This is a genomic window from Paracoccus sp. IB05, assembly GCF_016405985.1.
GTDB lineage: Bacteria > Pseudomonadota > Alphaproteobacteria > Rhodobacterales > Rhodobacteraceae > Pseudogemmobacter.
On the sequence record NZ_JAEFCF010000005.1, the window covers coordinates 94,564 to 107,853 of the forward strand.

A 13,290-nucleotide genomic window follows, 5' to 3' on the forward strand; every position below is an offset into this window, starting at 1 on the left:
CTGTGAGCCAGAATCTCAAAGGTCTTTTCATCGGCGCGGGCTTTTTCTCGCGCAACCATCTTAACGCCTGGGCCGAGGTCGAGGGCGCCGGGATCGCGGCGATCTGTGACCGCGATCCGGTACGGGCCGAGGCCGCGGCGAAAGAATTCGGTATTGCAGAATGGGTGACAGATGCCGCTGTCCTGCAATCGGGGCGCTTCGATTTCGTGGATATCTGCACCACGATGGAGACACATGAAGCCCTGGTTGGCCTCGCCGTCCAGGCGGGTGTGCCGGTCATCGTCCAAAAGCCTTTCGCCCCCGATATCGAGACCTGCCTGCGCATCGAGGCCAATGCCCGCAAAGCCGGTGTGCCGGTCATGCTGCATGAGAATTTCCGCTTTCAGAAGATCTTCCGCCGCTTGCGCGAGATCCTGTCCTCGGGAGAGATTGGCGACATCACCTTCGGCCGCCTCAACTGGCGCAATGATATCGACGTTTATACCAACCAGCCCTATCTGGTTGAGACCAGACGTTTCATGATCATGGATGTCGGTATCCATATGCTTGATCTGGCGCGCTTTTTGCTTGGGGATGCCTCTGAGGTCAGCTGCTTCAACCAGTCGGTGAAAGAGGGGATCGCGGGCGAGGATGCTGCAACCATGCTGCTGCGCCATGACAATAAGGCGGTCTCGGTGGTCGATGTGAGCTATGCCAGCCATAAAAGCCCGAACCCGTTCCCGCAAACCCTGGGCGAGATCGAGGGTCGTCTTGGCACGGTCGAGATCCTCGAAGGCCAGGTGCTGCGTGTCCATACCGCTGCCGGGCGGCGCGATGAGGTGATTGCAGAGGATGGCCGGGCCTGGACCGCGGCGCCCTGGACGCAGATCCAGGATTCGGTGCCCCGCACCCAGCAGCATTTCATTGACTGCCTGCGGGACGGGCGTGATTTCGAGACCTCGGCGCAGGACAGTCTGAAGACCTATGCCCTTGCCGAAGCCGCCTATCGTTCTGCGGCCTCGGGCCGGACTGTCGGCATTGCCGAATTGCTGAAGGAAGCCTGAAATGACCCCTGAAATGCGTCGCGAAGTCGGGCGTACCAGTTTCGAAATCCCGGTTCTCGGCCTTGGCACCTGCCCGCTGGGCGGCGTCTATGCGGCCATCGGCGAGGCTGAGGCCCGCGCCACCTATGAGGCGGCCTGGAATGGCGGCATCCGGTTCTTCGATACCGCGCCCTGGTACGGGCTTGGCCAGGCCGAGCACCGCACCGGCCGTGCGCTTTATGACCGTCCGCGTGGCGATTATGTGCTGACGACCAAGGTCGGTCGCGTCTTGCGCGCGCCGCGCGACCGGACCGGATTTGTGCCCCCGGCCTGGCAGGCGCCGCTGGCTTTTGAGCCGCATCATATCTTCACCTATGACGCGGTGATGCGTTCTTATGAAGACAGCCTGCAGCGCCTTGGCATCAACCAGGTCGATGCCGTCTATATCCACGACCTCGACAGCGGCTATTTCAAAACGCCCGAGGCGCTGGACGCCAAACTGCGCGAACTGGATCAGGGCGGCGGCTACCGCGCGCTGGACGAGCTGAAACGCGCGGGTGAGATCCGCGCTATCGGCGCCGGCATCAATGAGCGCGGCATGATCCGCCGTTTCCTTGCCGACACCGATCTGGACCTGTTTCTCGTCGCCTCGCGCTATACGCTGCTCGAACATGAGATCTATCGGGATGAGATCGTCGAGGCCGGCCGCCGCGGCGCCTCGGTGGTGGTGGGGGGGGCGTTCAGTTCCGGGATCCTGGCCACCGGCCTCGTCGAGGGGGCGAAATATGAATATGGCGCGGTGCCGCCGGCCATCGCCGGCAAGGTGCAACGGCTGAGCGCGATTGCCGCCGCACACGGGATCTCACTGGCGGCAGCGGCATTGCAGTTCCCGCTGGCGGCGCCCGAGGTCTGCTCGGTGGTCTTCGGGGCGGTGACCCCGGCCGAAGTGGCGCAGAATATTGCGCATTTCGGAACGGATATCCCGCAGGGCTTCTGGTCGGATCTGCGCGGCGAGGGGCTCGTCGCTCAGGATGTGCCGCTGCCCTGACGGGCGGCGATCAGCGCGGCGCGCAGGCGGACCGGCTCGAAAGACGGGTCCATCCGCGCAATCAGCATCAGCGCCGCGCGCGCATAATGCAGGGCAAGAAGCCGCGCCGCAGTCTCACCGTCGCGCGCTTCGCAGGCGGCGAGGTAACTGCGGTGGTCGGGCGCGGATTGCGGCCCGCTGCCTGTGCGCCAGATCCGGCGATATCGCTCGACATGAAGCTGAAGCCGCGCCGAGAAATCGGCGTGGCGCCCCCCGGCGCGTCGGATCGGGGTCAGATGGAAAAGCCGGTGCGCTTTTTCATAAGCGGCGTCGGTTCCGCCCGGCCCGGCCGCCTCCATCCGGCCAAGCGCGGTCCGCATCATGGCCAGATCTTCGGGGCGCAGATCCCGGGCGCTGGCGCGCAGCGTCTGGCAGTCGAGCTTGATCCGCAACGCAGAAAGCTCATCCAGATCCGCCGCCGAGGCCGGGGCGATCATCACCTGGCGGCCCGGGGCAGAGCAGACGAGCCCCTCGCGCCCGATCAGGCGCAAGGCTTCGCGCACGGGGCTGCGGCTCAGGCCGAGTTCGGTGGCGATCCGGACCTGGGACAGCCGGGCGCCCGGTGCCAGGTCACCGTTAAGAATGGCGTCGCGTATCCGGTCGCAGGCGGTCGCCATTCGCGTGCCGGTCCCCGGAGCAGTCACCGGACGGGTCAGACCCTCTGCTTTATCTCCGGACTCGTCCCAAAGCAGCAGATCAGGACGCGGCATCTGGCGTCGCGCGGCGGCTCTTCAGAACTCTGGTCAGCCAGTCAGGGTCCATTTCCGGGACCGAAGAGAGCAAAAGATCGGTATAGGGCTGATGCGGCGGCTCCAGCACAACGGATTTTGGCCCCTGTTCCACCACCTTGCCCTGGTTCATCACCACGACATGATCGGCGATGGCGCGCACGGTGGCGATGTCATGGGTGATGAACAGATAGCTGATGCCAAGCTCGGCCTGGAGCGATGACAGCAGTTTCAGGATCCCCGACTGCACCAGCTGGTCCAGCGCCGAAGTGACCTCGTCGCAGATCACCAGCTCGGGTTTCGCGGCCAGAGCGCGGGCAATGCAGATCCGCTGCTTCTGGCCCCCCGAAAGCTCTCCGGGCAGGCGGTCGAGATAGCCGCTGCCCATCTCGATCATGTCGAGCAGCTCCTTGATCCGGCGCTGCTTTGCAGCCCCCTTCAGGCCAAGATAGAATTCCAGCGGCCGGCCGATGGTCTCGGCCACGCTATGGCGCGGATTGAGGGCGGTATCGGGCGACTGGTAAATCATCTGTATGCGCCGCAGCAGATCGCGCGGGCGGGACCGGAAGCCTGAAGGCAGCGGCCGGCCCTCGAATGTCATTTTTCCGGACCAGGCCGGCAGCATGCCTGAAATCACCTGGGCAAGCGTCGATTTTCCGGAACCGGATTCGCCGACAATTGCCAGGGTACGCCCGCGCTGCAATTCGATCGAGATATCGTCGATCACCTTCGCGCTTTTGCCATAGCCGGTCACCAGGTTGTCGATCTTCAGACAGATCTCGGTGTCGGATCGCTCGGGCTGTGCAAGTGCGCGCACCGACCAGAGCGAGCGGGTATAGTCCTCAGCCGGTTCGGCCAGCATCCTGCGGGCGGGGGCCTCTTCGACGGTTTTGCCATGGCGCAGGACCATGATCCGGTCCGCCATCTGCGCCACAACGGCCAGGTCATGCGAGATATAGATCGCCGCCGTGTTGAATTCGCGCACCACCTCGCGCATTGAGGCCAGAACCTCAACCTGGGTGGTGACATCAAGCGCGGTGGTAGGCTCGTCGAAGATGATCAGGTCGGGGCGGCATTCCATCGCCATTGCGGTCATCGCACGCTGCAATTGCCCGCCCGACACCTGATGCGGAAACCGCAGGCCGATGGCGCCGGCACCCGGCAGACGCAGTTTCTCGAACATGCCGATGGCGCGCAGGCTGGCTTGTTTGCGGCCCAGAAGCCCGTGGGTCACGGCGGTTTCAATGGTCTGGTCCAGCAGCCGGTGCGCCGGGTTGAAGGAGGCGCTGGCGCTTTGCGCCACATAGGCGATGCGCGCGCCGCGCAGAAGACGGCGCTCGTCTTCCTTCATGGCCAGCAGGTCCTGGCCGTCAAAGGTGACAGAGCCGCCGGTGATGCGGCAACCGGGCTTGGCATAGCCCATTGCAACAAGACCCAGCGTCGATTTTCCCGCGCCCGATTCACCGATCAGGCCGAGAACCTCGCCACGGTGCAGTTCCAGATCGATGCCCCGCACAATCGGATGCCAGCGGTCATCCGAAAAGCCCTCGATCCTGAGATCGCGGATCTGCAGGAGCGGGGCGCCCCTGACGCGCAGGTCGGTGTTCTCAGCGTTCATCGCGCATTCCGCTTGTCCGATAGACATACCAGTCGATTACAAAATTGACCGCGACAGTCAGCAGCGCGATGGCGGCTGCGGGCAGAAGCGCGGTGATATTTCCGTAAGAGATCAGCGCTGCATTCTCGCGCACCATCGAGCCCCAGTCGGCGGTTGGCGGCTGGATGCCGACGCCAAGGAAAGACAGCGCTGCGATCGAGAGAAAGACAAAGCAAAAGCGCAGGCCGAATTCGACGATCATCGGCGACAGAATATTCGGCAGGATCTCGCGGCGGATCAGCCACAGGAGGCTCTCGCCGCGCACCCTTGCGATCTGGATGTAATCCAGCACCACCACGGTTCCGGCGGCGGCCCGTGCCAGACGGAAGACGCGGGTCGCGTCAAGAGCGGCGAGGGTGATGATCAGGTTCGGGATCGAAGAGCCGAAGACCGACAGGAACAGCAAGGCAAAGATCAGGCTGGGGATCGACATGAAGACATCGACGATGCGCGAGCAGATCTGATCGAACCAGCCGCCGTAAAGTGCCGCGAGGATGCCCAGCAGCCCGCCGGTCAGAAAGGCGAGGCAGGTGGTGAGCACCGCGATCCCAAGGGTGTTTCGCGCGCCATAGATCAGGCGCGACAGCACATCGCGGCCCAGCTGATCGGTTCCGAGCAGGAAGTCACCCCCCCAGGCCTGATGCGGCTGGCCGGCAACGGTGGCCTCGCCCCATGGCGCGATCAGAGGCGCAAAGACCGCCAGCACGACATAGGCAAGGATCACCAGCCCGCCGAACCAGGCGCTTAAGGGCGCGCGTTTCAGCTCGGCCCGGATGCGGGCCCTGCGCGAGCGGCGGGGCCCCGGGCCCGCAACGGGCGGCACGGAAAGGGGGTCGGGATCACTCATCTGGGATAAAGCAGCCTGGGATTGGTGATGATCGCCACGCAGTCTGCGATCAGATTCAGGATGATATAGGTGGCGGCGAAGATCAGGGTGCAGGCCTGGACGACAGGAATGTCGCGAGTGCGCACCGCATCGACCATCAGCTGACCGATGCCGGGATAGACAAAGACCACCTCAACCACGACAACGCCGACAATCAGATAGGCCAGGTTGAACGCGATCACGGTGGCAATCGGGGCCCAGGCATTCGGCAATGCATGGCACAGAACCACCCTGGTCTTTGACAGGCCCTTAAGCCGTGCCATCTCGACATAGGAGCTGGCGAGCACATTGATCAGCACCGCCCGGGTCATCCGCATCATATGGGCGGTGATGACAAGGGTCAGCGTCAGCGCGGGCAGGATCAGTTTCCAGACCCGCTCGCCAAACGAGGTGCTCTCGTTGATCACGGCAAGTGTCGGCAGCTTCGGAACGAAAGACAAAAGCCAGATGATGCCGTCATTGGCCCATTGCGGCAGGATCTGCGCAAGCTGGCCGAAGGCGAACATGTCTTTCGAGATCACGATATAGCACAGGATATAGGCGATGAAGAATTCCGGCACCGAAATTGCCATCAGGGTCGAGCCGTTGATCAGCCGGTCGAACCACGACCCGCGATACAGCGCGGTCAGGATGCCGAGGAGGACCGCCAGCGGCACGGCAATCAGCGCCGTCATCGCCGCAAGGAAGAAGGTATTATAGAGCCTTGGGCCGATCATGTCGTTCACGGCGCGGATGGATCCGGGCCGGCTTGTCAGCGACATGCCGAAATCACCCTGCACCGCGCCCGCCGCCCAGGAGAGGTAGCGCTCGAACACCGGCCGGTCGAGGCCGAGCATCAGCCTGTAGGCTTCGACAGTGTCGGCCGCGGCGGAGCGCCCCAGCATGGATTGGGCGAAATCGCCTGGCAGGGCCTCGATCGACAGGAAGATGATGATCGAGACGATGAACAGCGTCACGAAACCAAGGGCAAGCCGCTGCAGGCCGGTTCGCAACAGCGGTCGCAGATTGCGCGCTGAAGCCGGGGCCGCATTTGCGCCGGCTCCGGCTGGCGTGGTCGCGTCATTCATGGCAGGACCTGGTTACAGCTGCACGGAAAGACCGGGGCCGCGACCGGCAGCCCCGCATGAATTTCACTCTGCCCGAAGGGGCAGGCGGATCACTCCTCGATCCACCAGCGCGAGATGAACTGCCAGCCATCAAGTTCCCAGGCCCGCGAGAGCTCCTCGCCCCGCCTGATCCGCGAGCGCACCGCCCAGATATTATTGGGCAGCATAGGTGCAATCAGCCCGCCTTCCTCATTGAGGATGAGCTGCATCTCGCCATACATCTCGCGACGCTTCGTTTCGTCCAGTTCGGCGCGGGCCTCGATCAGCAGTTTCTCGAAACGCTCATTGTCGAACTGGGTGTCGTTCCAGGGGGCATCCGCCTTGAACGCAACCGAGAACATCAGATCCTCGGTCGGGCGGCCACCCCAGTCGATGGCGATGAAGGGCTTTTTCAGCCAGACATTCGACCAATAGCTGTCGGCGGGCTCATTCACCACATTCAGGTTGATGCCGATCGGAGCGAGGTTCGACTGATAGAGCAGCGAGCAATCCACCGCCGCGGCATAGGCCGCCGAAGAGGCGGAAAGCTCCAGATCCAGGCTGTCGAGACCGGCCTTGTTCAGGTGGAACTTTGCGCGGTCCGGGTCATAGCTGCGCTGCGGGATCTCGGCATTGTAATACCGGTAAGCCGGGGTGATCGGCGTGTCATTCCCGAGAATGCCATGGCCGCTAAGGGCGACATTGAGCATGGCCTCGCGGTCGATGCCGTATTTCAGCGCCAGCCGGAGATCGTTATTGTCGTAAGGCGCCGTCCGGGTGAAGACCGTAAAGCCGAAATAGCGGAAACCGGCATCTTCCTCGACCCTGATGCCAGGCGCATTGCTCAGCATGTCGAGGGTGCGGATCTCGGGCCGGTCGATCACATCGACCTCGCCGGTCAGCAGCGCATTTTGCCGCGCGGTCACATCGGTGATCACCAGAACCTCGGCCGAGGCGACATGGCCGACATCGGGGTTCCAGTAAGTGTCGGCCTTCTCAAACACCGCGCGGACGCCGGGCTCAAAGGAGGCCAGCTTATAGGGGCCGGCGCGACTGCCGTCATTTTGCCAGTCGATGGTTCCATCGGCATTGGCCTTGCAGATGGCCAGCTGGTAATCGGTCAGAATGAAGGGGAAGTCGGCATCGCCGCTGGTCAGGTCGAAGACCACGGTATTGTCGCCGTCGGCGGTGATACTGGCGATATTCTCGACCACCGATTTCGCGTTCGAGGTGCTGTCTGCGCCGCGGTGGTGGTTGATCGAGGCGATCACATCGGCTGCGGTGATTTTCGAACCGTCATGGAACTCGGCATCGCGCAGCCTGAACACCCATTTTTTAGCCGCATCGAGGCCATCCCAGCTTTCTGCCAGATCGCCATGCAGCACGTTGTCGGTGCCGACGATCGTCAGTTTGGCATGGATCGTATAGGAGAGCAGGATCGCGAAACCATGCGAATAGGTGCCGGGCTCTGTCGAGTCGGTGGCCATCCCGTGCGAGCAGCCCATTTTCATATGGCCGCCTTTGGTCGCGGCTTTCGCGGGCGAGGAAAAACTGGCCGCCGCCATGGCGAGGCCAAGTGCGCCGCCGCCTTTGATCAGACCACGGCGGTTCACCCGTCCGGCCTGGCTGATTTTGTTGAATGCTGAAACAGTCACGGCAGTCGCTCCTTTTTCCCTGTTGTATCAGCGGAGTCCCGTTCGTTGAATTCTATAGGGGGGCTCGTTCTTGGAACTTTGTTCTATTTAGTGAACTACTATCCCTATATGTAATACACTAGGCAACTGTTTTCTCGCCTCCCGAAACCGGGCGGCAGGAAATCTTCAGGCTTGGCCGGCGATCATCTGGGCCGCTTTATGGCCAATCATCATGCAGGTGGCGGCGATGTTGATGCTGACCATGGTCGGCATCACGGATGCATCTGCGACGCGCAGCCCCCGTACACCGCAGACCCGCAAACTCGGGTCGGTGACGCTGCGCGTATCGCTGGCCGCGCCCATGCGACAGGTGCCGCCCGGATGATACCCGGTGGTCGCCGTTTCGCGGATATAGGCGACAAGGCTGGCCTCGTCCTGCGCCCCGATCCCGGGGGCAAGTTCGCGGCCGACAAGGTCTTTCATCGCGGGGCTGGCAAAAAGCCTGCGTGAGAGCCGGATACCTCCAAGCATGACCCGCATATCATACCCGTCCGGATCGGTGAAATAGGCCGGGTCGATCCGCGCGGTTGCGAAAGGGTCGGCAGAGGCCAGCCGCACGCTGCCTTCGGACCGGGCGCGGTTCACGGTCATATATGAGGCAAAACCATGCGCGGCACCGGGATAGCCGGCAGGCGCGGTCTGCTGTTCGAAGGTCTCCGCGCCGATCTGGATCTCGATATCAGGCCAGGGCGGGGTGTCGTTTTCGACATTGGCGAAAAGCACGCCGGTATAGTTCCACATCGCGTCGCGGGTGATCGGCACCCGGGATGCGAAATTCAGCCCTGCCGCCGGATGGTCGAGCAGATGGGCGCCGACGCCGGGCAGATCAAGGCGGGGTGTGATGCCATGGTCGCGCAGATGTGCCGCTGGTCCGATGCCCGACAGCATCAGAAGGCGCGGTGTATCGAGGGCGCCGGCCGAGAGGATCACTTCACGCGTCGCGCGGAAGGGACCCCGGGGGGTCGAGACCCCTGTCACCTGCATCCCTTCGCCGAAAAGGAGCCCGGTGACGGGCGTATCGGTAAAGACCGCAAGATTGGCGGGGCGGCTGCTTTCGGGCAGCAGGAAGACGCGCGCCGTCGATTCCCGCACCTCGCCGCGTTTGCTCATCCGGTAAGAGCCGAAGCCCGCCCCGAATGGCGTCGCGAAATCCACCCTGTCGAAACCGGTCTCGCGGCTGGCGCGGATCAGGGCGTCATGTGGCGGCCCTTCGGGCTGAACCGTTTCGATATGGATGCGCGATTCCAGCGCCGCATAATGGTCACGGACGGCGCCGGGTCCCCAGCCGGTGGCGCCCGCCTGTTCCCAGTCCTGGAAATCGCTGTCGGGGGCGCGAAACCAGATGCAGGTATTCTGCGAGGTCGAGCCGCCCAGCATCCGTGCCACCGGGTAGCGGAAACGGTCATTGCCAACGGGTGGCGGCTCGATCGGCAGATAGGGCGCAAGCGGGCTGTCGGTCAGCTCTTTGAAGCGGCGGAAGTCGCGCACCTGCGGCAGCGCGCTGGCATCGGGGCCGGTTTCAAGCAGGGCGACGCGACCGGTGGTCAGTTCGGCAAGACGGCGCGCGGCGACCGCGCCTGCGGCTCCGCCTCCGACGACGATATAGTCGAATTCCATAATGGTCTCCGGATGGGATCAGGCGGGGTTGCGGTGCTGACCTTGCCTGCGCTGATGGTAGAAGCGGGTCGGCTGGCTGGTGCGGGCGGTCAGGCCGCCATCTGCAACCAGCGAGGCACCGGTGATGAACGAGGCCTGATCCGAAGCGAGGAAAAGGATCGCCTCGGCAAGTTCCGGCGCGCGGCCGATCCGGCACAATGCGGTCGCATCGTTATAGTCCTCAAGCTCCGCTTCAGAGATGGTCGCAAGCATCCGCTCTGATGCGATTGGCCCCGGGCAGATCGCGTTGACGCGGATGCCGTAACCACCTTCTTCCCAGGCGAGTGACTGGGTAAGCGAGAGAATTGCGGCCTTCGCAGCATTATAGGGGGCCCATTCGGGATCTCCCCTGACGCCCGAGATCGAGGCCATGGTGACGATAGAGCCTTTGCCCTGGGCCCGCATGGCCGGGATCACGGCCTGGCAGGCCACAAGCGTGCTGCGAAGATTGAGCTTATAGAGCCGGTCCCAGATCGCGAGATCGATATCGGCAGTCAGACCCGAAGCGCTGCCGCCCGCGACAATGATCAGGCTGTCGACGCGGCCGCCGGTCCGGTCGAGCACCGTCGCGATGGCGGCGCGGAGTTCCGCCTCATCCATCACATCGGCCTTCAGCGCCTCGACGCGCGCGCCACCGGCATTCAGCTCTGCGGCCAGTGCCCCGGCAATATCGGGTTTCACATCCAGCGCGAAGACATGCGCCCCTTCGGCGGCGAGCTGGCGGACGCAGGCAGCGCCCATCCCGTCAGCGCCGCCCGAGACGATCACCACCTTATCTTTGAAACGTGCTGTTGCGGTCATGGCCTTATCCTTTGCCGGCAATCGGGGTTCTGTGCAGGTGGCCGGCGGGTGATATCCCGCGCCGCCGGTCGCTCAGGTTTTTGACAGTTTGCGCTCGGGGTCGAGGAAGGGCATTGCCACGACCTCGGCCGGAACCGGCGCGCCTTGCGAGATGACCTCGACCTTCTGGCCGATGGTAGTGGCGGTGCTTTTGAGCATGGTGATGGCCAGCGGAACCTCCAGTGTCGGCGAGACAATGCCGCTGGTGACCTCTCCGACCCGGACCCCGTCGATCAGGATCACATCACCCTTATGGGGCGCCTCATTGCCGGAAAGCCGCAGCCCGGCGAGCTTTTCCGCCGGGTTGCGCGCCGCCGCCGCAGCAAGCGCCTCCCGCCCGTGAAAGTAGCCCTTATTCATATTGAGCATCCAGCCGAGGCCAACCTGCCAGGGCGTGTGATGCCAGTCGAAATCAGTGCTGAAATCGATCAGCCCGGCCTCGACGCGCCGCAGATCAAGTGCACCACTGCCCGCGAGCGTGCCGCCCGCCCGGCTGTTCGCGTCATGCAGCCCGCCGCAGACCTCTTCGCCCTGTGCGACATCGACGATGACCTCGAAACCGAGCTCTGCCGTATATCCGGTGCGCGTCACGACACAGTCGACGCCGCAGACCTTTGTCCGGGTCATATGATAGAAGGGCAGGGACGTGATGTCGCCGTCGCAGACCGATTGCAGGATCTCACGCGATTTTGGTCCCTGGAGGCTGGCCAGTGCCTTTTGATCAAGCAGGCTCCTGACGGTGACATCGCGCCCGATGGCATTGGACCAGATCCATTGCTCGGAAAAGCCGAGCCCGCCGATCCACCAGAATTTCTGCGCATCGAACCGCACGACAACCGCATCTTCGACAAGGCCGCCATAGTCATAGCACATGATGCCGTAGAGGCATTGCCCGTCGGCGATTTTGCGCAGATCGCGGGGCATCATCTCATTCATGAAATCAAGTGCACCCGGGCCGGTGACCTCGATGATTTCCTCGCCGGTTACGTCAAAGAGACCAGCGACCTGACGCATGACATGATATTCGCGGATCAGATCCTCAACATAGAACGGCTTGAGGAAGGTGTTATGCACCTTCAGGACTGCGCCCTTCGCTCCGATGATATTGTGAAAGGCGGTCTGTTTGATTCCCTTGCGGAAGGTCTGTTCAGCCCGCGAGTAGGGCGGGACGCCGACGGTGGTCCTGAAAGAATATTCTTTGATGGCCTGGTTGCCGGGCATAAGCGTACTCCGCTGCGGATCTGAGAGGGTGGATCGTCAGTTAATTCCACATAATGATACGGCATTGTAAATCTTGACACGGAATGCATCACGATGCAAGCCTGGTGCCAGGAAAGATGCGGGCCTGTCCGGCCCGTCCAGCCCCGCAACACTCGCCGCCGGCACATCGCAAAACGTGCCCGGAGCGCCAATAACGGAGATCAGAGTGCCACCGATGCAAAGCCGCAGGGATGCCCGTATCCAGCGTATCGAATTTGCCAGCTTCACCGGCGCGCCGCCCTATCTGGCGACGCCGATCCGTTCGCGCAGCGGGTTGAAGCGCACCGCCTTCTTTCCCACGATCGGCACCATCGCGACCGATTACAAATTGCACAATACCTATCTGAAGCCGGATTTCTTTACCGATCCGGTCGAGGAATATGCCGCGATCCGGCAGACCGCCGGGCTGCTTGATGTCACCGGTGAGGAGATCCTAGAGATCAGGGGCCCGGATGCAGAGGCGCTGCTTGATGATCTGATGCCGCGTGACGTGCGCAAGATGAATGACGGGCACTGCTATTATTCAGTGCTGCTCCATGATCATGGCGGCATCGTCGAGGATGGTATCCTTGTGCGCTTTGACAAGACCCATTTCTGGTGGATCGGCGGACCGGGCAATTCCGAGGAGCATCTCTATGCCCATGGTGTCAGCCGCGATGTGACGATTGAAAGCTTTAACGACCGCATCCATGTCGCGAGCCTGCAGGGGCCGAAATCGCGCGACATCCTGCAATCGGTCTGCGATGCCGATCTGACGCCGGTGCCTTTCTATGGAATGATTCGCGCCAGGGTTTGCGGCGTGCCGGTGACGATCTCGCGCACCGGTTATACGGCAGAACTGGGCTATGACATCTATGTGGATGTGACAGAGGGCGAGGCCTTTTTCGCCAATCTCTGGGCGGCGGTGAAGACGCAGGGCGGCGCGCTTTGCGGTTCGAAATCGCTGGGGATCCGCCGGCTCGAGGCCGCGATCCTGAATTTCGGTCAGGATTTCGACTGGCAGCACACGCCGTATGAAATCGGGCTGGGCTGGATGGTGTCGCAGACCAAGGCGCCGTTCCGGGCGCAAAAGGCTCTGGCCGTTGCCAGGGAAGCGACGCCGCCGCGCCGGATTGTCGGGTTGAAGATCTCGGGCACAGAAGTGCCGCTGCTGGGGGACAGCATCCTTTTCGAGGGGCTGCCGGTCGGGATCATCACATCGGCCACCGGCTCACCCGCGCTTGGCTGCCCCATTGCCCTTTGCTGGATCGATACGCCGCTCTCCGAGCCCGGAACCAGGGTCAGCATCGACCTTGACGGGCGCAGTGCGGACGCCGAAGTGGTGGCCATTCCCTTCCTTGATCCGGAACGCAAACTCTCCAAAGGCTGACCTAAA

Annotated in this window: 11 protein-coding genes; 3 read left to right on the forward strand and 8 right to left on the reverse strand. The window is 62.9% G+C overall.

Annotated features, from left to right (window positions below):
- Positions 1–2: 2 nt before the first annotated feature.
- A complete protein-coding gene (locus JC607_RS05040) occupies positions 3–1,043 on the forward strand; it encodes a Gfo/Idh/MocA family protein (protein ID WP_198835862.1) in 1,041 nt (346 codons plus the stop codon).
- A 1-nt stretch (position 1,044) separates the two neighbouring features.
- A complete protein-coding gene (locus JC607_RS05045; protein WP_198835863.1) occupies positions 1,045–2,070 on the forward strand; it encodes an aldo/keto reductase in 1,026 nt (341 codons plus the stop codon).
- Here the strand turns inward: JC607_RS05045 and JC607_RS05050 are convergent.
- From JC607_RS05050 to JC607_RS05085, 8 genes are all read right to left on the reverse strand, one after another.
- Positions 2,049–2,726 carry a GntR family transcriptional regulator gene (locus JC607_RS05050; RefSeq protein ID WP_198835864.1) on the reverse strand — a complete coding sequence of 226 codons (678 nt, stop codon included), beginning with the start codon at positions 2,724–2,726 and terminating at the stop codon, positions 2,049–2,051. The genes JC607_RS05045 and JC607_RS05050 overlap by 22 nt on opposite strands.
- A 79-nt stretch (positions 2,727–2,805) precedes the next feature.
- Positions 2,806–4,455, reverse strand: a complete 1,650-nt coding sequence (locus JC607_RS05055) for an ABC transporter ATP-binding protein (RefSeq protein WP_198835865.1) — start codon at positions 4,453–4,455, stop codon at positions 2,806–2,808.
- Positions 4,445–5,341 (reverse strand): ABC transporter permease, encoded by an 897-nt coding sequence (locus tag JC607_RS05060; protein ID WP_198835866.1) that lies wholly within the window; start codon positions 5,339–5,341, stop codon positions 4,445–4,447. Before JC607_RS05060 ends, JC607_RS05055 begins: the two co-directional genes overlap by 11 nt.
- On the reverse strand, positions 5,338–6,384 hold the full coding sequence (locus JC607_RS05065) for an ABC transporter permease (protein WP_198835933.1): 1,047 nt from the start codon (positions 6,382–6,384) through the stop codon (positions 5,338–5,340). The genes JC607_RS05060 and JC607_RS05065 overlap by 4 nt, the downstream gene beginning before the upstream one ends.
- A 152-nt stretch (positions 6,385–6,536) precedes the next feature.
- Entirely contained in the window at positions 6,537–8,120 is a 1,584-nt protein-coding gene (locus JC607_RS05070) for an ABC transporter substrate-binding protein (RefSeq protein ID WP_198835867.1), read from the reverse strand.
- A 165-nt stretch (positions 8,121–8,285) separates the two neighbouring features.
- Entirely contained in the window at positions 8,286–9,776 is a 1,491-nt protein-coding gene (locus tag JC607_RS05075; protein WP_198835868.1) for a GMC family oxidoreductase, read from the reverse strand.
- Positions 9,777–9,794: 18 nt separating this feature from the next.
- Positions 9,795–10,616, reverse strand: coding sequence for an SDR family NAD(P)-dependent oxidoreductase (locus JC607_RS05080; protein WP_198835869.1), 822 nt, complete (start codon positions 10,614–10,616; stop codon positions 9,795–9,797).
- 72 nt (positions 10,617–10,688) lie between these two features.
- Complete coding sequence (locus tag JC607_RS05085; protein WP_198835870.1) at positions 10,689–11,876, reverse strand: aminomethyltransferase family protein; 1,188 nt, start codon at positions 11,874–11,876, stop codon at positions 10,689–10,691.
- Positions 11,877–12,090: 214 nt separating this feature from the next.
- On the opposite strand from JC607_RS05085, the gene JC607_RS05090 reads away from it, so the two are divergent.
- Positions 12,091–13,284 (forward strand): aminomethyltransferase family protein, encoded by a 1,194-nt coding sequence (locus JC607_RS05090; RefSeq protein WP_198835871.1) that lies wholly within the window; start codon positions 12,091–12,093, stop codon positions 13,282–13,284.
- The last annotated feature ends 6 nt before the right edge of the window (positions 13,285–13,290 follow it).

What these genes read in the sequence shown, in the direction of transcription:
- JC607_RS05045 (WP_198835863.1), top strand. Translation starts at nt 1,045, where the DNA reads ATGACCCCTGAAATGCGTCGCGAAGTCGGGCGTACCAGTTTCGAAATC.
- JC607_RS05080 (WP_198835869.1), bottom strand. Translation starts at nt 10,616, where the DNA reads ATGACCGCAACAGCACGTTTCAAAGATAAGGTGGTGATCGTCTCGGGC.
- JC607_RS05055 (WP_198835865.1), bottom strand. Translation starts at nt 4,455, where the DNA reads ATGAACGCTGAGAACACCGACCTGCGCGTCAGGGGCGCCCCGCTCCTG.
- JC607_RS05090 (WP_198835871.1), top strand. Translation starts at nt 12,091, where the DNA reads ATGCAAAGCCGCAGGGATGCCCGTATCCAGCGTATCGAATTTGCCAGC.
- JC607_RS05050 (WP_198835864.1), bottom strand. Translation starts at nt 2,726, where the DNA reads ATGGCGACCGCCTGCGACCGGATACGCGACGCCATTCTTAACGGTGAC.
- JC607_RS05085 (WP_198835870.1), bottom strand. Translation starts at nt 11,876, where the DNA reads ATGCCCGGCAACCAGGCCATCAAAGAATATTCTTTCAGGACCACCGTC.
- JC607_RS05075 (WP_198835868.1), bottom strand. Translation starts at nt 9,776, where the DNA reads ATGGAATTCGACTATATCGTCGTCGGAGGCGGAGCCGCAGGCGCGGTC.
- JC607_RS05060 (WP_198835866.1), bottom strand. Translation starts at nt 5,341, where the DNA reads ATGAGTGATCCCGACCCCCTTTCCGTGCCGCCCGTTGCGGGCCCGGGG.